Origin of the sequence: Brevibacillus sp. WF146 (assembly GCF_001673705.2) — a bacterium.
Lineage (GTDB): Bacteria > Bacillota > Bacilli > Brevibacillales > Brevibacillaceae > Brevibacillus > Brevibacillus thermoruber.
In genome coordinates this window covers 3,685,483-3,708,848 of record NZ_CP109943.1, presented here as the reverse complement: position 1 = coordinate 3,708,848, position 23,366 = coordinate 3,685,483, and the positions used below count along the sequence as shown (strand labels likewise).

Below are 23,366 nucleotides of genomic sequence, written 5' to 3'. Positions count from 1 at the left end.
AGCGGAGATGGAGAGCGTCAAGCGTCTGCTTGCGGATTGGGTGGAGCAGGGGTTGATTCCGGGGGCGGCCTTGCGGGTCGTAAACAGGGACGGCCTCCTCTTCGCCTGTGACGCGGGCCGGACCAGCCTGCCGGACGGACAGCCGGTGACGCCGGATACGCTGTTCGACCTCGCTTCGCTGACAAAAGTGACCGCCACCCTGCCCGCCGTCCTGCTGCTGATGCAGGAGGGGCGGCTTGCCCTGGACGATTCCGTAGGCCGCTTCTTTCCCGACTGTCCGGCCGACAAGCGGAGCATCACCATCGAGCAGTTGCTCACGCATACGTCGGGATTGGCCGCCGACGCGGCGGAACGGCGCAGGGACGGGCGCATCCGGCTGCCGGAGCTTTTGTACGGGCGGCCGCTCCTGCATCCGCCCGGCGAGCGCGTGGTGTACAGCGACCTGGGAATGATCTGGCTGGGGCTGCTCGTGGAGAAGCTGACCGGCGAGCCGCTGGACCGCTATGTCAAGCGGCGCGTGTTTGACCCGCTGGGCATGCGGCACACCTGCTTCCGTCCGGATCGACTTATTTTTCGGAATATTGCGTCTACTGAATTTTGCCGTTTGACCAACCGCTTCCTCACCGGTGAGGTGCACGACGAAAAAGCGTACGCGATGGGAGGGGTCGCCGGCCATGCCGGCTTGTTCGCCACCGCCGACGACTTGTGCCGCTACGCCGCGATGTGGCTGGGCGGCGAACCGTCGCCGATCGCCCCCGAATGGAGAGAGCGGGCCGTACGCTGCCGCACGGAGGGAAGGGGAGGGGCGAGAGGCTTGGGCTGGGAGATGAACAGCGCCGGCGAGGGGCTGAGCTGCGGCGGCGGATTCAGCCGGAACAGCTTCGGCCACACCGGCTTTACCGGGACCAGCATGTGGATTGATCCGGAGCGAGGCTGGGCCGTCATTTTCCTCACCAATGCCGTCCATCTCGGTCGCGATCACGCGCTCAGGCGCTTGCGGCCGGTCCTGCACGACGCCGTCACGGCCCGGCTATTGCCGGACCTGACATAAATTGCAGTCCAAACAGGTGTACGAAAAGGGGGAAGTTGGACCATGAAGAGGTACTGTTTGCACACAGCCGCTTCGGTCGTGCTGGCCGCCGCGATGGCCCTGGCCGGATGCAGCGGCGGAGGAGAGACGGCCAAGCCGTCAGGCGAGCAGGGGGGCAGCCAGGGGGGACAGGGCGGCTCCGGGCAGGTGACGCTCACCATGAACAGTTGGCGCGTCGAGGACACGGAGGGGTACAAGAAGATCATCCAGGCGTTTGAAGCGGAGAACCCCGGCATCAAGATTGACTTCAAGCCGCTCAAGGCCACGGAGTACGACACGATCCTGAACACGGCCCTGCAGAGCGACAGCGGCCCCGACATCCTGCAGCTACGGCCCTACGCGCCCGGCGTTTCGCTGGCGGAGGCGGGTCATTTGGAGCCGCTTGACAATCTGCCCGGCATTCGCGAGTTTCCCCAGGACGTCCTGGCGGCTGCCACCGGCAAGGACGGCAAGGTGTACGGCGTCCCGCTCTCGCTCAACTCGACGCAGATTTACTACAACAAAAAGATCTTCGACCAGTACGGCCTGAAGGAGCCGAAGAGCTGGGACGAACTGATCGCCACAGCCAAAACGCTGAAGGAAAAAGGCGTGGTACCGTTCGCGTTTGGCGCCAAGGAAGGCTGGCTGCTCTCGCTCAGCCACGGCGTGATCGCGCCGGGAACCTACAACGGCAACGCGTTTGTCGACAAGCTGCTGAAAGGGGAGAGTACCTTCACCAGCCCTGAGTTCGTCAAATCGCTTCAGCGGATGCAGGAGCTGGCCCCTTATTTCCCGGAAAATTTCGTCGGCCTGGAGCTGAACGACATCCGCACGATGTTTTTCACGGAAAAGGCGGCCATGTTCATCAACGGCAGCTTTGAGCTGGAAGGGCTGAAAAAGATGAACCCGGACCTGCCGATCGATTTCTTCCCGATGCCGACGGATGACGGCAGCACCGTCCTGACCACCTGGGTGGACGGCTCGTACGCGGTCAACGCCAAGTCCAAGCACAAGCAGGAGGCGCTGAAGTTTCTGGCGTTCATGACGACGAAAACATTCGGCGAGCTGTTTGCGGGCGAGTTCAAACGGATCAGCGCCGTGCCCGGGGTGAGCACCGACGACCCGCTGGTCAACAAGATGGCGGAGATGTCGCAGAGCATCGCCACGCCGTATCTGATGGTGGTCCATTTTGCGGAAGGCAATCCGTCGACGAAGAAGACCCTGGAGAACGCCCTGCAGGGCATGTACCTCGGCAAATTGACGCCGGAACAGGTGGCGCAAGAGGTGCAGAAGTCGGCGGAAAAATGGTTCCCTGCTTTCAAGAAATAAACAATTCCGGCAAATGGCGGCGGGGTGAGAGTGTGCTTGTTTCCGCTCCGCCGTCCCCATCAGGGGGTGGGTGAACATGGGCATATCCAAGACACAGGCTGCCCGTCCAAAGGGAAAGGCGCGGTGGCTCGTCCACCTGTTTCCCCTTCCGGCTCTCGTGATCTACACGCTGTTTGTCGTCTATCCGATCGTTTCCGCCTTCACCTACAGCTTGTACGAGTGGGAGGGCATTGCCAGAGGCGCCTACGTCGGCCTGAAAAACTTCATCACGCTGTTTCGGGTGGAGCCGTTTCACGAAATGTTCTGGAACGCGTTTGGCCACAACGTCATCTACTTTGTGGTCGAGATGATCGTGCAAAACGGCATCGCCTTTGTGCTCGCCTTTCTCATCTACCGCAAGATCAGGGGAGCCGGCTTCCTCAAGGTGGCGTACTTCCTGCCCCGGCTCTTGTCCGTCATCGTGGTCGGCTTTTTGTGGAAGCTGATCCTCAACCCCAACTACGGGGCGCTCAACACCCTATTGCACAAGCTGGGGCTTTCGGAGTGGGCCAGGCCCTGGCTGGGAGACCCGGATACCGCCCTGTTGGCGATCATTCTCGTCAACTGCTGGTTTGGCATCGGGTTTGCGGTGCTGATTTTTCTCGCCGGGCTGCAGTCGATTCCCGAGGAGCTGATCGAGGCGGCCCGCCTGGACGGGGCGAGCGGCCCCCGGATGCTGGTGAGGATCATCCTGCCGCTCTGTATGCCGTCGATCACGATCATGACGATCTTTACCTTCATCCAGGCGTTCGAAGCGTTTGAACTGGTGTACGCCATGCAGGGGTCGATGGGCGAACCGTTTCATTCCACCGACACGCTGGCCGTCTACTTTTACCGGTTGGCGTTCAGCGGGGCGGGAGGCGCGGGTGACGTCTCCATCGGTCTGGGCTCGGCGCTTGCCGTTGTCATCTTTTTCATCGTCGCGTCCGTTTCGGCGCTTTCCCTCTACCTGATGCGGAAACGGGAAGTGCGGCACTGACGGAGCGGAAAGGAGGAGCAGCCCGTGAAAACTGGCGTGGGCGTCCGGTCGCTGCAGTATGTGTTCGCCTATCTGTTCGTGCTGGTGGCGACCTACCCGATTGTGCTGATGATCGTCTCGTCGTTTAAAACCAATGCGGAGATTTTTTCCGATCCGCTTTCCTTGCCCCGGTCGTTCAGCCTGGAGACGTACCGCAAGCTGTGGGAGGCGGTGCCGTTTGCCCACTTTTTCTGGAACAGCGTCATTGTCAGCGTCGCGTCGGTCGTGCTGATCGCCCTCTTTTCGGCGATGGCCGCGTTTTACCTGGCCCGGTTTTCGTTCCGCTGGACAGGGGTGCTGTACTTTTTCTTTCTGATCGGCTTGATGATCCCGATCAAGCTGGGGATTGTCCCGCTGTTCATGCTGATGAAGAAGCTGGGGCTGTTAAACTCCCTTTGGTCGCTGATTGTGATTTACACGGCGAGCGGCATCCCGATCTCCGTGTTTATCCTCACCGGCTTTTTCCGCACGCTGCCGGTGGAGCTGGAGGAGGCGGCCCGAATCGACGGCTGCAGCCACTTTCAAGTGCTGTGGCGGGTGCTGCTGCCGCTGATTCGGCCCGCGCTGGGGACCGTGGTGATCATCAATTTTATTGGCGCCTGGAACGACTTCTTTTTTCCGCTGATCTTCATCCAGGAGGAGACGCTGAAGACGATCCCCGTGGGGATGATGGTGCTGTTCGGCGAATACGAGACGGACTGGAGCCTGCTGTTTGCCGGCTTGACGCTCTCTGCCCTGCCGATGATCGGCGTGTTTCTCCTGGCGTCCAGGCAGTTCATGGAGGGGCTGACAGCCGGTGCGGTCAAGTGAAAAGCGGCGCTGGTTTCTCGGCATCGACGGCGGCGGGAGCAAGACCACGGCGGCCGTCTGCGGCGCGGACGGGCGGATCGTCGCCCTGGCTATGGGAGAGGGGAGCAATCCGCTGTCGCGCCCCTGGCCGGAGGTGGAGGAGACGCTGCGCGCGTTAATCCGCGACTGTCTCAGGCAGGCGGGAGCGGCGGCACACGAGGTGGAAGGGCTGTTTTTCGGATTGGCCGGAGCCGATCGGCCGCAGGTACAGACGATGATCGTCAACGCGTTTCAAGCGGAGTGGGGGGAGCGGCTGCAGATCGACAACGACGCCGTGGCCGCGCTCTACTCCGGCACCTGGGGCGGACCGGGCATCGTGCTGATTGCCGGTACCGGCTCCATCGCCTGCGCGCTGACGGCGGACGGCAGCCGGCATCGCGTCGGGGGCTGGGGGTATCTGGTCGGCGACGAGGGCAGCGGTTTTGACCTGGGCCGGCAGGCGGTTGCCGCCGCGCTCCGGGCGTTTGACGGCCGCGGCGAAGCGACGGCGCTGACCGGGATGCTGGTGTCGCACTACGGGGTGGACACTCCCGACCAACTGATCGCCCGGCTGTACGGATCGCCCAACCCGCGCAGGGAATTGGCCGGGGCGGCCATCCTGGTGGACCGGGCGGCGGCCGCGGGCGACGCTGTGGCCGGACGGCTGGTGCGGCAGGCGGCGGCTTCGCTGCTGGAGCTTGCGGAGACGTGTCTGGCCAAGGCGGGGGAGCGGCTGCCCGTGGTGCTGGCGGGCGGGCTGATGGCGGCCGATACGATGCTGCGCCGCGCCGTGCTGGAGCTGGCCCGGTTTGAGGCGGTCGTGCCGGCCGCGCCGCCGGTGACGGGCTGTCTGGCCGCGGCGCTGATGCGGGCGGGCCGGCCGCTCGATGCGGCAGTCAGGAAGAATCTGTGCCGATACCATCCAGAGGGGGAAGCCAATGGGGGAGAACTTGTTTGAGCTCACAACGGAGATGCGCAACCAGGCGAGCGAGTCGCTGGATCAGATGTCCAGCCTGGAAATCGTGACGCTGATGAACGAAGAGGACAAAAAGGTGGCGCACGCCGTACAGCGCGTCCTGCCCGAAGTGGCACGGGCCGTGGACATGATCGCTGCCGCCCTGGAAACAGGGGGGCGCCTCTTTTACTTCGGCGCCGGCACGAGCGGGCGGCTGGGGGTGCTGGATGCGGCGGAGTGTCCGCCCACCTTTGGCACCGATCCGCAGTTGGTGCAGGGGATCATCGCCGGAGGGGAAGCCGCTCTGAAGGAAGCGATTGAAGGGGCGGAAGACTCGCCGGAGCTGGGACAGGAGGACGTCCAGCGGTGCGGCGTGCGCGCCGGGGACGTGGTGGTGGGCATAGCCGCCAGCGGGCGGACGCCGTACGTGATCGGCGCGCTGGAGGAAGCCAAGGCGCGGGGGGCGGCCACCGTCTCCCTCTCCTGCAACCCCGATCCCGACATCAGCCAGGGCGTGGACGTCTCGATCAACATCGTCGTCGGCCCGGAAGTGGTGACCGGGTCGACGCGGCTGAAGGCGGGGAGCGCCACCAAGATGGTGCTGAACATGCTGACGACGGCCAGCATGGTCCACCTGGGCAAAGTGTACGGCAACCTGATGGTCAACGTGCAGGCGACCAACCACAAGCTGCGGGAGCGGGCCAAGCACATCGTCATGCAGGCAGCCGGCGTCGGCTACGCCGAGGCGGAGCAGTTGATCGCCGACGCGGCCGGAGACGCCCGCGTGGCGATTGTGATGAAGCTGGCCGGCCTGTCGGCGGCGGAAGCGGCGGAGCGGCTGCGCCGGGCCGGCGGCAAAGTGCGGAACGCCATCCATCAGGCGAAGGAATAGGCGGAAAAAGACAGCGGCGCAGGCGGGTCCGGCGAAACGGATCGCCTGCGCCTCGTGTCGTTTGCGGGAGGCGTCGGCACGCGGGAGAGTTGGCGAAAAAGACTGGATGATTTCGGCCGGTTTGCGTATGAGGGGCAGCGTGGTTGACATCCTGAAAGGCGCAAGGAAGTGGTGCTCGTTGCCTTCGCTGGTTTTGCCCGACCGGCGGCTGTCCGTCTTTTTCGACGTGCTGATCCGCGGGCTCTTTCTCCTCTGTCTGTTCTGCAGACGATTTCGAACGTTATGCCGCGAACAGGGGATGGAAACAACAGAGGGAATAGGGTAATATTGGTTGTACATAGCAGAAAAAAACGGTACAGGCTATTGCCGTGAAGGGGTAGCCGTTTTCTCGTCCGCCAAAAAAGGGAGCGGATCGGGCGAACTTTCTTTTCCATCGTGGATGGCCTGCATGGCCTCGGCGCTGGCCCGCACCGGACGGATCGTCAGCCCGCATCGGTGCCGGCCAAGCCGCGTGCGGCGGCCATTGCAAAACGGAAACGGACGGTGAGCGAGGAGGATGAATCGGATGGCGGACTGGGCGGACAAGCGGACCGTGCTGACGGCGGGCTTTGCCCAAATTCCCAAGGGGACGACCTTGTACGAATTGTCCACGATGGTGGGATGCGTGCTCATCATCGACGTGGAAGACGAAGTCATCTGCGACGCCAGCTTTACGTTTGTCATGGAGAAAACCAGCGACTTTCTCGCCTCGCTGTTGAGGGGCAAATCGGTCGCAAACGGGATGGCGGAGATTGTGCAGGAGGTACAGGAGCGTTTCCTGGCGCCCGGACAGGGAGCGGTGCTGCAGGCGATTCGCGCCGCCGTCGACCGTTATCACGAGAGAAAACGATAGGAAAAGCGCAGCCAGTTGCAGGATGCCAACGGAATCAACCGCCCGAAGGTGCTGGAGGGTTGTACATGCGAGAAGAAACATCGACAAGGGAAGAGTACACGCAACACCTGCTGAAACGGTACAGCCAGTGGCTGCACCGGATCGAACAGGTGGACCGCGGGGAAGTGGATGCGCTCTCCCGCGAACTGGCCGGGGTGCTGCCGGAGCGGGAACGCATCGGTCACAAACAACTGCTGGAGGAAATTGTCAAACTAAACGAAAAAGTGACACACCTGCTGTGGCTGTCAGAACATTTGAAAATTCTCCATGATCTCAGCCACATCTTCGCCAAGACCTTCGAGGAAGAAGAGATTCTGTGGAAGGCCTTTGAACTGGTCTCCCGGGTGATGCCGACCGACGCCTTCTTCATCGCCTTTTACGATGAAGGGGACAGCGAGATCCGCATTCCGATCAGCATCGACAACGGGGTCAACTACGGACCGATCACCCTCCCGTACGGAAAAGGGCTGATTTCCAAAGTGCTCGCCACCCGGCAAACCGTCCATCTGCAGACGTCGGGGGACGAGACGGAAGGCGCGTCCGTGCGGTGGGGCAACCCCGACAGCGACACCAACGCCTGCATTTTTGTGCCGCTGATGCTGGACAACCAGATCAAAGGGGTGATCTCCGCCCAGTCGTACCGCGAGTTCGCCTACAAAAAGGAGCACGAGGAACTGCTCGCCATCATCGGCTTTCAGGTGGCCAGCGCGATCGAGACCGCCAGGCTGTACGACCGGATGTACCAGATGTCGTTTCGGGACGAGCTGAGCGGCATTCTGAACTACCGCGCCTTTCACCGCGACCTGGAGCAGATCCTGCAGAGCGAGCCGCCCTCCGTCGCGCTGGTCATGCTCGACTCCGACCATCTGAAAGCGGTGAACGACCAGTACGGCCATCACCTGGGCGACGCGCTGATCCGGCGCATCGCCGAGGCTCTGAAGCAGAGCGCCTCTCCAGGAGATAGCGTCTACCGCTACGCCGGAGACGAGTTCATGCTGCTTTCCCCGCGAGCGACGCTGGACGAAGCGATGGCCAAAGTGCGGGCCATCCGGGAGTACCTGCGCCTGCACCCGCTGGTTTACGAAGGGCGGGTCATCCCGGTGACGGTCAGCGTGGGAATCGCTTGTTATCCCGAGCACGCCGCTACGGCGGACGGGTTGAAGCGGGCGGCGGACGAAGCGCTCTACCGCTCCAAGCACAACGGGAAAAACTGCGCCACGGTGTACGGCACGGCGTAGCGCTCAGCGGCGGAACCAGGCGTAGAGAAACGTAAACAGCGGCGACAGCCACAGGTACAGGGCGTACGGCAGGTAGTCAACCGTCGACACGTGCAGGGTGGTGGTGAAAAACGCGCCGCTCACCCCCCAGGGAATGAGCGGATTGACCAGCGTGCCGCAGTCCTCCAGGGTGCGGGAGAGACGCTTGAGCGCCATCCCCCTGCGGGAAAAGGCGTCCCGAAACATCTGGCCGGGCAGCAGGATAGAGAGGTACTGCTCGCCGGTCAAGGCGTTGACCAGAATGGAGGAGGTTCCGGCCAGCCCGACCAGGTCGCCGTCCCGCTTGATCCGCTGCATCAGCGCGCGGAACAGGCCGTCAAACACGCCGCCGTGCTGCAGCAGACCGCCCAGGGAGAGCGCGATCAGGATCAGGGAGAGCGACCAGGTCATCGACATCAGGCCGCCCCGGTTGACGATCGAGGCGACGGTGTCGTTGGCGAACTCGGCGTGAAAGCCGTTTTGCATCACGTTCAGCCATTCGGCCGGCGAGGTCGCCCCCTGCAGCAGCGCGGCGGTCGCGATCCCGCTGGCAATGCCCAGGATCAGCGTCGGCATGAGCGGCATGCGCATGGCGGAGCAGACGAGCACGGCCAGCGCCGGCAGCAGCGTCAGGGCCGAGAGCGTAAAGTGCTGCTCCAGTTCCTGCCGGATGGCGGAAATCCCCTGCAGGTCGACAGGGGATGTCTGTCCCTGCAGGCCAAAGAAGAGCACGGTAATCGCAAACGCGGGCACTGTAGTCCGCGTCATGAAGCGGATATGCGTCATCAACGGCACACCCGCCACCCCGGCGGCAATGTTGGTCGTGTCGGACAGCGGCGACATTTTGTCCCCAAAGCAAGCACCGCAGATGACGGCGCCCGCCGTCACGAGCGGGTCAAGCCCCAGGGCGGCGGAGACCCCCATCATCGCGACGCCGACCGTGCTGATCGTGGTGAACGAACTGGTGGTCACGGTCGAGACGACGATCGTCAGGAACAGGGCGCTCAGCGTAAAGTACTGCGGCTGGATGGTGGCGATCCCGTAGTACAGGATGGTCGGAATCGTCCCGCTTATCATCCACACCCCGATCAGGATGCCGATCAGCGCGAGGAGCAGCATCGGCCCGACGGCTGACTGCACCCCTTTCACCACCCCTTCCTCCATCTGCCTCCACGTGATTCCGTACAGGCGCAGCAGGATCGCAGCGGCCACGGTCGCGGCCAGGAGCGGCATGTGCGGCTCCGCTTTTCCCCAGAACAGGGCGGGAAACAGCACGGCGAAGACGGCGACCAGCACCGACGCGCTTTGTGCAAACGACAACGATTTGTTCATCAATAGTCATACTCCTTGTACAAAGTGGGATGCATGCACGTTCCCGCTTTTTGGCTTTACGGCTTTTGTGCTTTTGTGCGTTTAAGCGAGATAGAGGTACTGTAGCCCGATTTGCTTGATTCGTCAACGAATTTGACCGAATTCGGAATGGCAAAAAAATACCGAGTAGTAGGGGAATTTCCGGCCTCTGTCTGCCGATTTTCAGACGCGTTTTCGTCCTTGTCTGTTCAACGTCCCCCTTCATACAATAAACCTACAGCGTCGTGCTGCAGCATCTCGCGGGAAGAACACGTAAATCGGGAGGAACGCATGAAGACAGTGGAAGAGCTGGAACGAAAAATGACAGAACCTTCAGTCGATTTAATCCGAGCAGTATCCCAATTGGACGGGGACCTGATCATCCTCGGCGTCGGCGGCAAGATGGGACCCAGTTTGGCCATGCTGGCGAAAAACGCGATCAGGGCGGCGGGGGGAAACCAACGGGTGATCGGCGTTTCCCGTTTTTCCTCCGGGACGCTCCGATCCAGGCTGGAAGCGGCCGGGATTGAAACGATCGCCGCCGATTTGCTGGACGACCAACAGCTTCAGCGGCTGCCCAAGGCGAAAAATGTAATCTTCATGGCCGGCCAAAAGTTTGGCACGACCGGCAGAGAGCCGTATACCTGGGCGATGAATGCCTACCTGCCCGGGCGGGTGGCGGAAGCGTTTCGCCACGCGCGGATCGTCTCCTATTCGACGGGGAACGTCTATCCGCTGATGCCGCTGAACCGGGGAGGAGCCACCGAGGAGACGCCGGTGTCGCCGGTGGGCGAATACGCGCAGTCGTGCCTGGGCCGGGAGCGGATTTTTTCCTACTTTTCCGCTGCCTACAACATCCCCATGCTGCATTTTCGCTTGAATTACGCGATAGACATGAGGTACGGGGTCCTGCTCGAAGTGGCAAAAGCCGTCCGCGACCGGCAGCCGATCGATTTGGGCATGGGGCATGTCAACGTCATCTGGCAGGGGGACGCCAACGACATGGCCATCCGCTCCCTCGCCCTGTGCGAGACGCCTCCGCGCGTCCTGAACGTAACCGGTCCGGAAACCGTTTCCGTACGCTGGCTGGCCGAACAGTTCGCCAAGCGGTTTGCGGTCGATCCCGTCTTCGTGAATCAGGAGCAGGAGACCGCCCTCTTGAGCAATGCGGCCGAAGCCCATCGGCTGTTCGGGTACCCGCGGGTCTCGCTTCGGCAGATGATCGACTGGACGGCGGAGTGGATCGAAGCGGGCGGCGAGATATTGAATAAAGCGACGCGCTTCCAGGAGCGAAAGGGGGAATTTTGAGGTGGTTCAAGAGCTTCGTCCGGCCGTTGCCGCACACCTTCGCGACGGAGTGGTGATTCCCGCCCACCCGCTCGCTCTCGACGCCTCCCGCAAGCTGGACGAACGGCGGCAGCGCGGACTGACGCGATACTATCTGGCTGCCGGAGCCGGTGGAGTGGCCGTGGGGGTCCACACGACCCAGTTTGCGATCAGGGACCGGGAGATCAATCTGCTGGAACCGGTGCTGCGCCTCGCCGTCGAGGAGGTGGAGCGGGCGGGAAAAACCGACTCGTTCATCAAGGTGGCCGGCATTTGCGGCCCCACCCCACAGGCGCTGCACGAAGCGGAATTGGCGGCGCGTCTGGGCTACGATCTGGGGCTGGTCAGCATGGGGGGGCTACACAACTGGAGTGAGGCGGACCTGCTCCGGCGAACCGAGGAGATCGCCAAGGTGATCCCGGTGTTTGGCTTTTACCTGCAGCCCGCTGTCGGGGGACGGGAGCTGAGCGGCGCGTTTTGGCGGGAGTTTGCCGAGATACCTGGCGTCATGGCGGTGAAGCTGGCCCCGTTCAACCGGTACCAGACGCTCGATGTGGTGCGGGCGGTCTGCCGCTCCAGCCGCCGCGACGACATCGCCCTGTACACGGGCAACGACGACAACATCGTCGCCGATCTGCTGACGACCTATCGGGTTTGGGTGGATGGAAGACCGGTGGAAAAACGGATCGTCGGGGGGCTGCTCGGCCACTGGGCGGTCTGGACGCATGCGGCGGTGCGGCTGCTCGACGAGATCAAGCGGGTGAGGGCGAGCGGGGTGATCCCGGCGGAACTGCTGGCCCGCGGGATCGCCGTCACGGACGCCAATGCCGCCTTTTTCGACCCCGCTCATCAGTTTGCCGGGTGCATCCCCGGCATCCACGAAGTGCTGCGGCGGCAGGGGCTCCTCGCCGGGCGATTGTGCCTTCGGCCGGATGAAGAGCTGTCGGACGGCCAGCGGGAGGAAATCGACCGCGTGTACCGGGAGTACCCGGAGCTGAACGACGATTCGTTTGTCCGGAAACATCTGGACGAGTGGCTGTCGTAAGTCCCGACAGGCGCAGGGAGGAGGGCGTGGCGATGCAGGTCAAAATCAAGATCGGGGTCATCGGCCCTGTCGCGATCGTGGAAAGCATCCGGGAGGCGATCAAATCGTTTCCCAATTTCATCCCGGTATTTCGCGCTTCCGATCAGATCGCGGACGCGCCCGTCTTTGCCCGCGAGCTGATGGACGAAGTGGAGGTGCTTTTGTTCTCCGGCTACTATCCGTACAAAATCGCCAAGGAATCCGTGTCCTTTACCGTCCCGGTCCACTACGTGCCGCTGACGGGAACGGGACTGTACCGCGCGCTGTTTCGCCTGTATCCGTACAAGCGGCGGGGCTGCTTCTCGATTGACACGATTGCCCGGCAGGCGGTGGAAAAAGTGCTGAACGAACTGGGAGAGCCGTTTGCCGAGATGCACTACTACAGCGGGGGCTCCTATCAAGTGGAGGAGATGATCCGCTTCCACCGGGAAGCGTTTGAGCAGGGGATAAGCGACGGGGCGCTGACGGGCGTGAAGGCCGTGTCCGACGCGCTGACCAGTCTTGGCATTCCCAACGAGTGGGTGACGCCCACCATCCAGGACATCACCGTATCCCTGGAGCGGGCCCTGCTCTCCACGGAGAAGCGGCGCAACAAGGAGTCGCAGATCGTCTTCGGACTGATTCAGATCGACGGCTACACGCAGTGGGTGGAGCGAAGCTCGTCCGAGTACGACGTGCAAAAGCGGAAACTGGAGATTCACCGGATGTTTCTCGATTACGTGGGCTGCCTGGACGGCTATTTGACCAGCCTGGGCGGAGGCGAGTACCAGTTTGTCACCACCCGGGGGATTTTCGAACGGGAGACGAGAGGGTACAAATTCATTCCGCTCTTGACGGACGCGAAAACCGCCCTGGGCGTCTCGCTCAGCATCGGCGTCGGCTTTGGCAAGTCGGCCAACGAAGCGGGAACCCACGCCCGGCTGGCGCTCCGCCAGTCCAAAGAGTTCGGAGGGGATATCTGCTTCATCGTGCTGGAAGACAGAAGCGTCATCGGTCCGGTCGAGATGGCTCATCCGATGGTCTACGGGCTGTCCATCACCGACAAGGATCTGCTGCAAAAGGCGGAAAAGGCGGGCATGACCGCCGCCTACATGAGCAAGCTGATGGCACAGGTGACGCGCCTGGGGAAAACGGAGTACACCGCGCAGGAGCTGGCTTCGATCCTCGGGGTGACCGTCCGCAGCGCCCACCGTATCATGCTGCAGTGGCTCGACGCCGGGCTGGTGGAAATCGTCGGGGTGGAAAAAATCACGTCGCGGGGCAGGCCGCGGCAGGTGTACCGCCTCTCCTTTGCCGCCTCCCCGGTCTGCCGCGGCGAGCAGGAGCGGGCCTCGGCCGAGTGAGCGGGCGGGAATTCCAGACGGGTTTTCGACATTGACCCATTATCCGGGGATTGCGTACAGTTGAAGTACGGCTGTTTTTATCTGAATGTTTTTAACCTTTGAACAAATTAGGGCTTCGACGCGGATGAGCGGCCCACCGTCCTGACGGCAGTCCCGGCTCATCCGGTTTGAAACGGAGAAGAAAAACGGGGGGATTTGCATGCGAAAACACCGCATCGTCACGTGGCTGGCAGCCGTTGGCCTGAGCGGAGCGCTGCTCGTCTCCGGCTGTTCGGGCAGCCGGGACGCCGCCGGGAACACCGGCGAAAAAGTGTCATTGAAGCTCGGCTACTACTCGTCCGGCAGTTCGGACGCGAAAATGCAGGAGCTGGTGAAACGGTTCATGGATAAGCACCCCGGCATCGAAGTCACGACCGAATCGGCGCCGTACGGCAAGTTCTTTCAAAAGCTGGACACCCAGATAGCCGCCGGCAGCGCACCGGACGTCTGGCTCTCCGACGGCGTCTACGTGGCCAAGTTTGCCGAGCGGGGGGCTGCCAAGGACTTGACCGATTGGGTCAGCAAAGACTTGAACACGGACGACTACTACGGCCTGGAGTTCAACAAGGACGCCAACGGACGCTATTGGGGAGTGCCGCAGGGGGTTCAGATCGCGGTGCTGTTTTACAACAAGGAGATGTTTGACAAAGCAGGCCAGCCGTACCCGAACGAGAACTGGACCTGGGACGATCTGAAACAAGCGGCGGAAGTGCTTACGCTTGACAGCAGCGGACGCAATGCCCGCGACCCGGCCTTCGACGGCAAGGCCGTCAATCAATTCGGCCTGGCCTTTTTCAGCATCACCGAGGGCTGGATGAGCGTGCTCAAGTCCTACGGCGGCGGCGTGCTGGACGAGACGATGCAGAAGTCGGTCATCCAATCGCCGGAAAACAAGCGGGCGCTGGAGTGGATCGTGGACGGGATGAAGCGGAACCTGTTTACCGATCCCAGCGATCTGAAGAGCTTCAAGAGCCCGGTCGCCCCGTTCCCCAGCAGGCAGGCGGCGATGCGGATCGGCATTTACGCCAGGGTGCTGGCGGCCAACGAAGCAGGCCTGAACTACGACGTTACCCTGCTGCCCAAAGGGCCGGACGGCAAGCGGTTCGCCCCGATCATCGCCAATTCCTGGGTGATCAACAGCAAGACGAGCGACGCGAAGGCGCAGGCGGCCTGGGAGTGGATCAAGTACTGGGTGACGGACGACGAGGTGCAGAAGGAATGGGCCCGTCTGGGCGAAGCCGTGCCGGTGAAAAAATCGGTGGCAAACTCCCCGCTGTTCCTCGAGACCGGCACTCCGCCGCAAAACAGGCAGGCGTTTTTGGACAGCTTCGCCTTCGCCGGCCGGCTGGACGACAACGCGGTGTGGGAAGAGTGGCTGAGCAAGTTCAACGACAGCATCAACCGCGCCTTTCTGGGCGAGATGCCGGTGGAGGAAGCGCTGTCCAAGGCGGATCGGGACGTACAGCAGGTGCTGGACGCATTTTACCAAAAGTGAGGGCGCGTCGCGATGGAAACGGTGAAGAAACATGCCCAAAAGAAGAGCGAGGGGAGATGGGGGCTGTTGATGGTCTCCCCTTACATCGTCCACTTCGTCGTGTTTGTGGCGGTGACGTTTCTCGCCTCGCTCTACTTCAGCTTTTCGGACTACGACATCCTGAATCCGCCGCAGTGGGTGGGTCTGGCCAATTACGAGAAGCTGGTCCACGACCCGGTGTTTTGGAAGGCGCTGTGGAACACCGTCTATTTCGCCGTCTTGTTCGTGCCGGCCCAAACCTTTCTGGCGCTGGTCCTGGCGGTCGCGCTGAACCAGAAGCTGAGGGGGCTGAAGCTGATCCGGCTGGCTCACTTTCTGCCGGTCATCTCCTCCTGGACGGTGATCTACTACGTGGCCGACGCGATCTTCAACCCGCGCTTCGGCATGGCGAACTCCCTCCTCATGCGGCTGGGGCTGGAGCCGCAGAAATGGCTGCAGGACGAGTGGCTGGTCATCCCCATCCTGGTGCTGGTGGCCGTCTGGAAGGGCGTCGGCTACATCATGGTGATCTTTCTGGCGGGGCTGCAAAACGTTCCGCAGGAGCTGTACGAGGCGGCGGACATGGACGGCGCGGGAGTGGTCAGGAAGTTTTGCCACATCACCATGCCGATGATCTCCGGGACGACCTTTCTGGTCCTCATCCTGAGCACCATCTCCACGTTTCAGGCGTTTGAGCAAATCTACGTGATGACCGGCGGATCGGTGGACGCCACGGCGGCCGGCGGCCCCAACAACGCCAGCCTGCTGCTCATGGTGTACCTGTATCGCGAAGGCTTTTCCTTCCTCCATATGGGCTATGCCTCGGCGATCGCCTGGGTGCTGTTCATCATGTTGTTCGCGTTCACGCTGATCCAGGTGAAACTGCAGAAGCGCTGGGTGTATTACGAGAAATGAAGGGTAGGTCCCGGAGCGAAAGGAGACGTTCCATGAACTACTTCCGGTTGAAAAAAGCGGCCGGCTACGCCGTGATTCTGGTCAGTTCGCTCGTGATGCTGCTGCCCTTTGCCACCGCCGTGTTCAACTCGCTGAAGACGTATCAGCAGTACACGGCCGTGCCGTCCACGTGGCTGCCCGATCCCGCGCAGTGGAGCAACTACGCCGAAGTCTGGAACATGGCCGACTTTGGCACCTACACGCTAAACAGCCTGATCGTCGCGATCCTGTCGGTCGTCGGGGCCATCCTGTCCAACTCCATGATCGCCTACGCGTTTGCCCGTCTGGAGTTTCCCTTGAAAAACACGCTGTTCCTGATCGTGCTGGGAACGATGATGATCCCCGCCGTCGTGACGATGATTCCGCAGTTTATCATCTTCAAGGAGCTGAACATGCTGGATACCCTGATGCCGCTGTGGATCATCGAGTGGCTCGGGCAGCCGTTCGGGATCTTTCTTTTGCGGCAGGCGTTTTTAAGCGTCCCGACGGCGTATGAGGACGCGGCCAAGCTGGACGGCTGCAATCCGTTTCAAATCTACTGGCGGGTGTTTCTGCCCATGTGCAAGCCGGCTCTCGCCACGCTGGCTATCTTTACCTTCATGACCAAGTGGAACGAGATTCTGCTGCCGGTGCTGTACCTGACGTCCAAGGAAAAGTACACGCTGCCGATCGGCATTCTGGCGCTGCAGGGGCAGTGGACGGGGAACGAACAGTACCTGGTGGCGGCCGCGCTGATGAGTCTCCTGCCGATTCTCATTGTCTTTCTCCTGGGAGAAAAGTACTTTGTCCACGGAGCAGGCAGTTCCGGTTTGAAGTAAACGGCGCGCAGGGGGCGAACGGCTCCGTGCGGAAGCGGAAAGGGTGAGGGACTTACATGTACCGGGTCGTCGTCATCGGGGCGGGCGAAATCGCCAACAGCCATTTGGAAGCGATCGGCGCGAGCGGCGAGCTGCAGGCGGTCGCGGTCGCCGACATCGACGCCGATCGGGCGCGAGCGGCGGGCAGACGCTTCGGCATCACTCCCTACGCGTCCTACAGGGAGATGGTGGAGCGGGAACAGCCCGACATCGCGGTTGTGGCGCTGCCGCACCACCTGCACCGGGAGGCGGCCGTCTTCGCCGCGGAACACGGCTGCCACATCCTGCTGGAAAAGCCCATGGCGCGGAACGAAGCGGAGTGCGATGCGATCATCCGGGCGGCGCAGCAGCACGGCGTGACGCTGATGGTGGGTCATACCCAGCATTTCAAGCCAGAAAACCAAAGGGCCAAAGAACTGACGAAAACAGGGACATTGGGCCGGCTGGTGATGGTCAATGACACGCGCCACCTCCACTACTTCCGCGACGAGCGGCCCGCCTGGTTTTTGGAGAGGGCCAAGGCGGGCGGCGGCATCCTGATGAATCTGGGCGTCCATTCCGTCGACAAGCTGCAGTGGCTGACGGACAGCAGGGTAGTCCGGGTGAAGGCGTCCGTCAGTCATTTTGGCCCGAGGGGAGATGTCGAGGGAAGCGGGCTGGCCTACCTGGAGACGGACAGCGGCGTGGCGGCGACGATTTCGCAGTCGGGGTACAAGGGAGCGGCGAAAGACGAAACCGAGCTGATCTTTACCGGCGGGATGCTGAAGCTGGTCAGCGGGAAAGGGCTGTGGATGAGCGACGGCGGGGAATACCGGCGCGTCGCCGTGGAGGAGGAAGTCGATCCGTTCGCGCTGCAGTTTGCGGAGCTGCTGCAGGCGATCCGCTCCGGCTCCGAACCGGAGTGCTCCGGAGCGTATGGGAAAAGCGTCGTCTGCGTGGTGGAGGCCATGTACCGCTCCCATCGTCTCGGCGCGGAAGTCGAAGTCGCACAGGGGGGGACAGCGCGGTGAAATGGAGCATGTGCACGACGGGATGGAAGGAAAACACGCTGGAAGAGGCAGCCGCTGCTGCCGGCCGGTTGGGGTTGGACGGGATCGAAATCTGGACGGGACATCTGGATGGAGGGAACGGGCGTGACGGGACGCTGGCGCAGGCGCGCGAGCTGCTGCGCCGCTTGGGGATGTCCGTGCCCGTGATCAGCACGTACGCCCGTTTTTCCGCCGGCGGGGAAGCGGAGAGTCTGGCGGAGACGGAGGCGGCGATGCGGCAGGCGGTCGCGTTGGACTGTCCGGCCGTCCGCGTCTTTGCCGGCGGCAAGCCGTTTGCGCAGTCGACGGCGGAAGAGCGGGAGCGGATGGCGGCCGCCCTGGAGCAGGCGGCGAAACGAGGGGAGCGGTACGGCGTAACCGTCGCCGTGGAGCTGCACAACAACACCTTGGCCGACAGCGTCGAGGGGGTGGAAACGCTTCTGGCCGCGGCGAATCATCCGCGCCTTCGCCTGATTTTTGACGGCTTCAACCTGTACGTGGACGGACGGGACCAGTTGGACGCGCTGGATCGCTTGTACCGCTGGGTCGACCACGTCCATCTCAAAAACTACCGCTGGCAGCCGCAGCGGTGGGCCGACAGCGTTCCCGTGTCCGTCTTTGCGGGAGACGTGGACAACCGGAAGCTATTGGCCGAACTGGGCAGGCGCGGCTATCGGGGCTTCGTGTCGTTCGAATACTTCGGCGAGCAGGCGGAGTCGTGCGTCAGGCAATCGCTTGACGAGGTGAAGTCGATCGCGTCGACAGAATGAACGGAGCGGGGACGAGTCACGCGTAAAGGACTTCCCGCTTCCCGAGGAGGAGGAACCATGGCTGAACACAGGTCAACGCCTGCGTTTTTTTGGTCCGAACAGGACCGGGAGTATCTGGCTGCCGCCTGCCGGTCCCATTGGCCGCAGGAAGTCGCCGAGGTGCTGAAACGGGCGGACCTCGCCTGCGAAAACACCTTTGTCTTTACCCACCGCTGGGACATGGAACGCTGCGACACGCCGGTTTCCTTTCCCGGCCGCATCGATTGGACGTACCGGCTCAACGGGGATTTCGAGTGGACGGTCATGCTCAATCGGGCGCGGTACATGGCGGAACTGGGGCAGGCGTACTGGCTGACCGGCGACGAGAAGTACGCGGCCGGGTTTGTTCGGCTGATGACGGACTGGCTGGCGCAAAACCCGCTGACGGAAGAAGAGGTGCACGCCAGCCGGGAGCGTTTTTACAACGTAAAGGATACGTGGCGCAAGCTGGACAGCGGCATCCGGATCGTCAACTGGATCAAGGGCTATCACTGTGTCCGCACCTCTCCCGCCTGGGGAACGGACGAAGAGCGCCTGTTTTGGGATGCGCTCCGGCTGCACGGGATGTACCTGCACATCGCCTACGTGCCGCACGACCGGCAGAGTAACTGGGGATTTCTGGAAACCAACGGACTGTTTCAAATCGGGCTGCTGTTTCCCGCCCTGGCCGAGGCGCAGACCTGGCTGAGCGCGGCCGTCGAGCGGCTGGCCGCGATGGTCCGCCTGCAGGTGTTTGAAGACGGCATGCACAACGAGCAGTCCCCGATGTACCACCACGAAGTGCTGCAGTGTCTGTTCGAATGCGTCTGGCTGGCGGAGAAAAACGGACTGGCGTATCCCGACGAGTTGAAGCGGACGCTCTATAGCATGTACACGGCCTCCCTCGCGCTGTTGAAACCCAACGGTCACCAGCCGATGGCCAGCGACAGCGACGATACCGACATCCGCGACATTCTCTGCCAGGGCGCCGTGCTGTTTGGACGGGGAGACTTGAAATCGCAGGCCTATCCCGTGCTGGACTATCAGGGCATCTGGTACTTCGGCCGCGAGGGGGTGGACGCGTACGAGCGGCTCCCGGCCGAACCGCCTGTGTTTGCCTCGGTACATCTCGAACAGGCCGGGTATGTCGCGATGCGCAGCGGGTGGTCGCCGGACGCCCATTACCTGCTGTTTGACGCCGGACACATGGCCCTGACGGGAAAAGCGCACGGCCACGACGATCTGCTGCACATCGAGTTGTCGGCCCACGGCCGCGAGTTTCTCGTCGATGCCGGCCGCTATACCTACATGGAAAACGACGAGCGCAAATATTTTAAGGAAGCGTTTCAGCACAACGTCGTCACCGTGGACGGCCTGCCGGTGTCGGCCTACATCGACTCGTGGCAGTGGGGCAGGACGGCGCTGCCCCTTGACAGGTACTGCCGCATTCACGAGGCGTATGCGTACGCGCAGGCAGGGCACGACGGGTACCTGTCGCTCAGCCGGCCGGTGCAGGTCCTGCGGCGGATTTTGTACGTCCCGCCGGACTGCTGGATCGTGGTGGATACCTTCCGCTCCGACGGCGCGCACGGATACGCGCAGCACTTTCACTTTGCCGAGGACGTCCCGCTGCAGATCGATCGGGAGACAAATACGGCCCGTACCGCCTTTTCCGAGGGCGGCAACCTGACCCTGATGCAGCTCGGCCGGGGCCGGGGCGAGTGGACGATGCAGCCCTGCTGGATTTCCCGCCACTACAACCAGAAGCGGAAGGCGACGAAGCTGGTCTATCGGCAGGTGGCACACGGGTTTCACGCGTTCGTGACCATCCTCACCACCCATCTGGGGCGGGAGGAAGCCGGCCTTGCCGTGCGGGAGCTGGAGGTCAGGGATACGCGGGACAGCCTGCTGGATGCGGAACAGGTGACGGCGCTGGAGATCCGGCGGGAGGGGCGGTCGGCGGTGGCGCTCTTTTCCCATCAAGGGCCGGACAGCTATCAATTCGCGGGAACGCACATGAGCGGCGAGGTGATGCTGATTCGCCGGGAAGCGGGTCAGGGCGAACATGCGTATGTCGTGAAGGTGTGACCGCTTGTGCGAAGGAGGAGGGAGAGAAACCGATGGGCAAACGGCTTGGGATTCGCTTGGACGGAGAGCTGGCGGAGTTGGCGGCGGGCGTGGAGGCGCTGAGCGGGGAACTGGGCGTGTTTCATGCGCCGGACGGCATTCCCGTGCGCGCGATCCGCACGCCGGGCGACATGACGGTATCGTGGGAAAACGGACGGGGCGAGATTCGTTACGGCCAACCGATTCACTTCTTCCGCGGCCTGGGCCTGCTCGTGGAGGCCCTGCGGGAGGCGCCTGAGAGGCCGGTCCGGCTACGGGAGGAACCCCAGTTTGCGATGAACGGCGTGATGGTGGATGCGTCGCGCAATGCCGTGCCGACCGTGGACAGCGTGAAAAACCTGCTGCGGCACATGGCGGTCATGGGCCTGAATGTGCTGATGCTGTACACGGAAGACACGTACACCGTCGACAGCCAACCCTACTTCGGCTACATGCGCGGCAGGTACACGCCCCGGGAACTGCGGGAGATCGACGATTACGCCCATCAGTTCGGCATCGAGGTCATCCCGTGCATCCAGACGCTGGCCCACCTGGAGACGTTTTTGAAGTGGAGGGCGGCCGACGGTCTGCGGGACACGCCGGACGTGCTGCTGGCGGGGGACGAGCGGACCTATCGGTTTGTCGAAGAGATGATCACGGCCGCCGCCAGGCCGTTTCGCAGCAAAAACATTCACATCGGGATGGACGAAGCGCACGGGCTGGGGAGAGGGAGGTATCTCGATCTGCACGGGTACCGGTCCCGGTTTGAAATCATGACGCAGCACTTAAACAGCGTGCTGGCAATTACGCGCAGACTGGGGCTTACCCCGATGATCTGGAGCGACATGTACATCCGGATCGGGTCAAAGACGGGTGACTACTACGACGAGGCCGCCGTCATCCCTCCGGACGTGATCGCCGGCATGCCGCGGGACGTCCGGTTTGTCTACTGGGACTACTACCACACCGACCCGGCCTTTTACGAGAAGTACATTCGCCTGCACAAGCAGTTCGGCTCCCCGCCCGTCTTTGCCGGAGGAATCTGGACGTTCTCGGGGATCGGGACCCATTACGAGAAGACGTTCCTCGCCACCAACGCTGCGCTGGAGGCGTGCAAGCGGGAGGGGATCACGGACGTGTTTGCCGCGATCTGGATGGATGACGGAGGGGAGAATCACCTGTTTTCCAGCCTGCTCGGCCTGCAGTTGTTTGCCGAACACGGCTACGCCCGGCAGTTGGACGAGGGCAAGCTGAACAGGCGGTTTCGCTTTTGCGCAGGCGCCGATCCCGAAGCGTTCAGGCTGCTCGGCTCGATCGACACGCCGCCCGGTGCCGAGTGGCGGCAGACGCTGGAGCCGGACAATCCCGGCCGGTACCTGCTCTGGCAGGACGTCCTGCTCGGCCTGTTTGACCGGCACGTGGAGGGGCGGGACGTCGCCTCCCATTACCGGCGGCTGGCCGGTGCGCTGGCAGAGGCGGCGAGGCAGAACGAGGCGTGGCGGCACGTTTTCGAGGTGCCGGTCAGGCTGTGTGAAGTCTTGAGCGTGAAAAGCGAGATCGGCATCAGGCTGAAGCGCGGGTACGAGGAAAACAGGCGGGACGAACTGGAGCGGCTGTGCGCCCGCGATCTGCCCGAGCTGCACCGGCGCGTCGACGAACTGCGGCGGGCGCATCGCGACCAGTGGCATCGCATCTACAAGCCGTTCGGCTGGGAGGTGCTGGATATCCGCTACGGCGGACTGCTCGCCCGGATCGACACCGCGATCCGGCGCGTCACGGACTATCTGCAGGGAACGATCGGGAACATCGAGGAACTGGAGGCGGAGCGATTGTACTTTGACGGCCCGCAGAGAGCGCACAGGGAGGGGATGGGCCGCTGCAATCGCTACCGGCACATCTGCACAGCCAACGTGTTATAGGCGGGGAAAAACACAAGCCCGTGCAGACAGCTCGGGCTTGTGTTCGTTGGGGCGGCTCCCTTTCAGCGGTACTGCCTGGACACGATCCACTCCGTGAGCGGCAGAACGATCATCGAGAAGCAGGTGACCACGATCAGCGCCATGTTTTCCCGGCCGAACGCCCATTTTTCCACAACGAGGGCAGCGAGCAGCAGGCCGGTGAGGATAAAGTAGCTGATCTTGGCGCTTTTCATCGTGATATGCCGACCCAGTTCTTCATCTTGGGCCGGGCCGTCGCCCTCTTCACGCGATCCCCAGGTGATTGCGGAGAGAAACGAACCGAGCAGAATCGCCGTGGACGTCAATTCGCTGAAGCCGACGGACTGGCCCGTCAGCCACTTGTACACGGTAAACCCTGCGGCGATGGCAGTGCCCGCTCCGAACAAGGCAGCTCCCCATTTCCGTGTCGTCATCTTCATCTCACATCTCCTCCTTACGCGTGAAACAGTTCGTCGACCGTCACCCCAAGCGCGCGGGCAAGCTGAAACGCCAACTTGAGGCTGGGATCGTACTTGTTGTTTTCAATGGCGTTGATGGTCTGCCGGGAGACGCCGCACACCCTGGCCAGTTCTTCCTGGGAGATGCCTTTCAGCTTGCGCAGTTGCTTGATCTTGTTTTCCATTGGCGGTCTCTTCCTTGTGAAAATGTAAAAGATGTTTTACATATACAGCGTACCAATCTTCCGAAAAAATGTCAAAAGTGT

At 62.4% G+C, this 23,366-nt stretch carries 21 protein-coding genes; 18 read left to right on the top strand and 3 right to left on the bottom strand.

The window, feature by feature from the left end; genetic code table 11:
• Nucleotides 1-7 precede the first annotated feature (7 nt).
• From A6764_RS18320 to A6764_RS18285, 8 genes are all read left to right on the top strand, one after another.
• The gene (locus A6764_RS18320) at nucleotides 8-1,051 is read left to right on the top strand and encodes a serine hydrolase domain-containing protein (RefSeq protein ID WP_065067938.1); all 1,044 of its coding nucleotides are present in this window, start codon (nucleotides 8-10) and stop codon (nucleotides 1,049-1,051) included.
• Between the two features lie 42 nt (nucleotides 1,052-1,093).
• A complete protein-coding gene (locus A6764_RS18315; protein WP_065067939.1) occupies nucleotides 1,094-2,398 on the top strand; it encodes an ABC transporter substrate-binding protein in 1,305 nt (434 codons plus the stop codon).
• A gap of 76 nt (nucleotides 2,399-2,474) precedes the next feature.
• Nucleotides 2,475-3,416, top strand: a complete 942-nt coding sequence (locus tag A6764_RS18310) for a carbohydrate ABC transporter permease (RefSeq protein ID WP_029097774.1) — start codon at nucleotides 2,475-2,477, stop codon at nucleotides 3,414-3,416.
• A 24-nt stretch (nucleotides 3,417-3,440) separates the two neighbouring features.
• Nucleotides 3,441-4,265 (top strand): carbohydrate ABC transporter permease, encoded by an 825-nt coding sequence (locus tag A6764_RS18305; RefSeq protein WP_065067940.1) that lies wholly within the window; start codon nucleotides 3,441-3,443, stop codon nucleotides 4,263-4,265.
• Complete coding sequence (locus A6764_RS18300; protein WP_029097772.1) at nucleotides 4,252-5,241, top strand: N-acetylglucosamine kinase; 990 nt, start codon at nucleotides 4,252-4,254, stop codon at nucleotides 5,239-5,241. Before A6764_RS18305 ends, A6764_RS18300 begins: the two co-directional genes overlap by 14 nt.
• Complete coding sequence (murQ, locus tag A6764_RS18295) at nucleotides 5,222-6,130, top strand: N-acetylmuramic acid 6-phosphate etherase (RefSeq protein ID WP_029097771.1); 909 nt, start codon at nucleotides 5,222-5,224, stop codon at nucleotides 6,128-6,130. The genes A6764_RS18300 and murQ overlap by 20 nt, the downstream gene beginning before the upstream one ends.
• A gap of 565 nt (nucleotides 6,131-6,695) precedes the next feature.
• On the top strand, nucleotides 6,696-7,022 hold the full coding sequence (locus A6764_RS18290) for a DUF3870 domain-containing protein (protein WP_029097770.1): 327 nt from the start codon (nucleotides 6,696-6,698) through the stop codon (nucleotides 7,020-7,022).
• Between the two features lie 65 nt (nucleotides 7,023-7,087).
• Nucleotides 7,088-8,299 carry a sensor domain-containing diguanylate cyclase gene (locus A6764_RS18285; protein ID WP_029097769.1) on the top strand — a complete coding sequence of 404 codons (1,212 nt, stop codon included), beginning with the start codon at nucleotides 7,088-7,090 and terminating at the stop codon, nucleotides 8,297-8,299.
• Between the two features lie 3 nt (nucleotides 8,300-8,302).
• On the opposite strand, the gene nhaC is transcribed toward A6764_RS18285, so the two are convergent.
• Nucleotides 8,303-9,649: a Na+/H+ antiporter NhaC gene (nhaC, locus tag A6764_RS18280; RefSeq protein ID WP_065067942.1), complete on the bottom strand. Its 1,347-nt coding sequence runs from the start codon at nucleotides 9,647-9,649 to the stop codon at nucleotides 8,303-8,305.
• Nucleotides 9,650-9,958: 309 nt separating this feature from the next.
• On the opposite strand from nhaC, the gene A6764_RS18275 reads away from it, so the two are divergent.
• The 10 genes from A6764_RS18275 to A6764_RS18230 all read left to right on the top strand — a co-directional run bounded on the left by A6764_RS18275 (nucleotide 9,959) and on the right by A6764_RS18230 (nucleotide 22,624).
• A complete protein-coding gene (locus A6764_RS18275; RefSeq protein ID WP_065067943.1) occupies nucleotides 9,959-10,975 on the top strand; it encodes an NAD-dependent epimerase/dehydratase family protein in 1,017 nt (338 codons plus the stop codon).
• Between the two features lies 1 nt (nucleotide 10,976).
• Nucleotides 10,977-12,038: a dihydrodipicolinate synthase family protein gene (locus A6764_RS18270; protein WP_065067944.1), complete on the top strand. Its 1,062-nt coding sequence runs from the start codon at nucleotides 10,977-10,979 to the stop codon at nucleotides 12,036-12,038.
• Nucleotides 12,039-12,070: 32 nt separating this feature from the next.
• Nucleotides 12,071-13,420, top strand: a complete 1,350-nt coding sequence (locus tag A6764_RS18265) for a DUF3656 domain-containing protein (protein ID WP_264622318.1) — start codon at nucleotides 12,071-12,073, stop codon at nucleotides 13,418-13,420.
• A 199-nt stretch (nucleotides 13,421-13,619) separates the two neighbouring features.
• Nucleotides 13,620-14,954 carry an ABC transporter substrate-binding protein gene (locus A6764_RS18260; protein WP_065067946.1) on the top strand — a complete coding sequence of 445 codons (1,335 nt, stop codon included), beginning with the start codon at nucleotides 13,620-13,622 and terminating at the stop codon, nucleotides 14,952-14,954.
• Nucleotides 14,955-14,966: 12 nt separating this feature from the next.
• Nucleotides 14,967-15,887, top strand: a complete 921-nt coding sequence (locus tag A6764_RS18255; RefSeq protein ID WP_065067947.1) for a carbohydrate ABC transporter permease — start codon at nucleotides 14,967-14,969, stop codon at nucleotides 15,885-15,887.
• A gap of 32 nt (nucleotides 15,888-15,919) precedes the next feature.
• Entirely contained in the window at nucleotides 15,920-16,744 is an 825-nt protein-coding gene (locus tag A6764_RS18250; RefSeq protein ID WP_065067948.1) for a carbohydrate ABC transporter permease, read from the top strand.
• 56 nt (nucleotides 16,745-16,800) lie between these two features.
• Nucleotides 16,801-17,793, top strand: a complete 993-nt coding sequence (locus tag A6764_RS18245; RefSeq protein WP_264622317.1) for a Gfo/Idh/MocA family protein — start codon at nucleotides 16,801-16,803, stop codon at nucleotides 17,791-17,793.
• Nucleotides 17,790-18,581, top strand: a complete 792-nt coding sequence (locus tag A6764_RS18240; RefSeq protein ID WP_264622316.1) for a sugar phosphate isomerase/epimerase family protein — start codon at nucleotides 17,790-17,792, stop codon at nucleotides 18,579-18,581. The genes A6764_RS18245 and A6764_RS18240 overlap by 4 nt, the downstream gene beginning before the upstream one ends.
• Before the next feature lie 57 nt (nucleotides 18,582-18,638).
• Complete coding sequence (locus tag A6764_RS18235; RefSeq protein WP_065067950.1) at nucleotides 18,639-20,687, top strand: alginate lyase family protein; 2,049 nt, start codon at nucleotides 18,639-18,641, stop codon at nucleotides 20,685-20,687.
• Between the two features lie 32 nt (nucleotides 20,688-20,719).
• Complete coding sequence (locus tag A6764_RS18230) at nucleotides 20,720-22,624, top strand: beta-N-acetylhexosaminidase (protein ID WP_264622315.1); 1,905 nt, start codon at nucleotides 20,720-20,722, stop codon at nucleotides 22,622-22,624.
• Nucleotides 22,625-22,686: 62 nt separating this feature from the next.
• Here the strand turns inward: A6764_RS18230 and A6764_RS18225 are convergent, their stop codons facing one another.
• The gene (locus A6764_RS18225; RefSeq protein ID WP_083989892.1) at nucleotides 22,687-23,082 is read right to left on the bottom strand and encodes a hypothetical protein; all 396 of its coding nucleotides are present in this window, start codon (nucleotides 23,080-23,082) and stop codon (nucleotides 22,687-22,689) included.
• Nucleotides 23,083-23,096: 14 nt separating this feature from the next.
• Nucleotides 23,097-23,285, bottom strand: coding sequence for a helix-turn-helix transcriptional regulator (locus A6764_RS18220; RefSeq protein WP_029097756.1), 189 nt, complete (start codon nucleotides 23,283-23,285; stop codon nucleotides 23,097-23,099).
• Between the last annotated feature and the right edge of the window lie 81 nt (nucleotides 23,286-23,366).

Excerpts from the sequence above, each read along its gene's own strand:
- A6764_RS18320 (WP_065067938.1), top strand. The coding sequence starts at position 8 with ATGGAGAGCGTCAAGCGTCTGCTTGCGGATTGGGTGGAGCAGGGGTTG.
- A6764_RS18315 (WP_065067939.1), top strand. The coding sequence starts at position 1,094 with ATGAAGAGGTACTGTTTGCACACAGCCGCTTCGGTCGTGCTGGCCGCC.
- A6764_RS18310 (WP_029097774.1), top strand. The coding sequence starts at position 2,475 with ATGGGCATATCCAAGACACAGGCTGCCCGTCCAAAGGGAAAGGCGCGG.
- murQ (WP_029097771.1), top strand. The coding sequence starts at position 5,222 with ATGGGGGAGAACTTGTTTGAGCTCACAACGGAGATGCGCAACCAGGCG.
- A6764_RS18290 (WP_029097770.1), top strand. The coding sequence starts at position 6,696 with ATGGCGGACTGGGCGGACAAGCGGACCGTGCTGACGGCGGGCTTTGCC.
- A6764_RS18285 (WP_029097769.1), top strand. The coding sequence starts at position 7,088 with ATGCGAGAAGAAACATCGACAAGGGAAGAGTACACGCAACACCTGCTG.
- nhaC (WP_065067942.1), bottom strand. The coding sequence starts at position 9,649 with ATGAACAAATCGTTGTCGTTTGCACAAAGCGCGTCGGTGCTGGTCGCC.
- A6764_RS18275 (WP_065067943.1), top strand. The coding sequence starts at position 9,959 with ATGAAGACAGTGGAAGAGCTGGAACGAAAAATGACAGAACCTTCAGTC.
- A6764_RS18265 (WP_264622318.1), top strand. The coding sequence starts at position 12,071 with ATGCAGGTCAAAATCAAGATCGGGGTCATCGGCCCTGTCGCGATCGTG.
- A6764_RS18260 (WP_065067946.1), top strand. The coding sequence starts at position 13,620 with ATGCGAAAACACCGCATCGTCACGTGGCTGGCAGCCGTTGGCCTGAGC.
- A6764_RS18255 (WP_065067947.1), top strand. The coding sequence starts at position 14,967 with ATGGAAACGGTGAAGAAACATGCCCAAAAGAAGAGCGAGGGGAGATGG.
- A6764_RS18250 (WP_065067948.1), top strand. The coding sequence starts at position 15,920 with ATGAACTACTTCCGGTTGAAAAAAGCGGCCGGCTACGCCGTGATTCTG.
- A6764_RS18245 (WP_264622317.1), top strand. The coding sequence starts at position 16,801 with ATGTACCGGGTCGTCGTCATCGGGGCGGGCGAAATCGCCAACAGCCAT.
- A6764_RS18235 (WP_065067950.1), top strand. The coding sequence starts at position 18,639 with ATGGCTGAACACAGGTCAACGCCTGCGTTTTTTTGGTCCGAACAGGAC.
- A6764_RS18230 (WP_264622315.1), top strand. The coding sequence starts at position 20,720 with ATGGGCAAACGGCTTGGGATTCGCTTGGACGGAGAGCTGGCGGAGTTG.
- A6764_RS18225 (WP_083989892.1), bottom strand. The coding sequence starts at position 23,082 with ATGAAGATGACGACACGGAAATGGGGAGCTGCCTTGTTCGGAGCGGGC.
- A6764_RS18220 (WP_029097756.1), bottom strand. The coding sequence starts at position 23,285 with ATGGAAAACAAGATCAAGCAACTGCGCAAGCTGAAAGGCATCTCCCAG.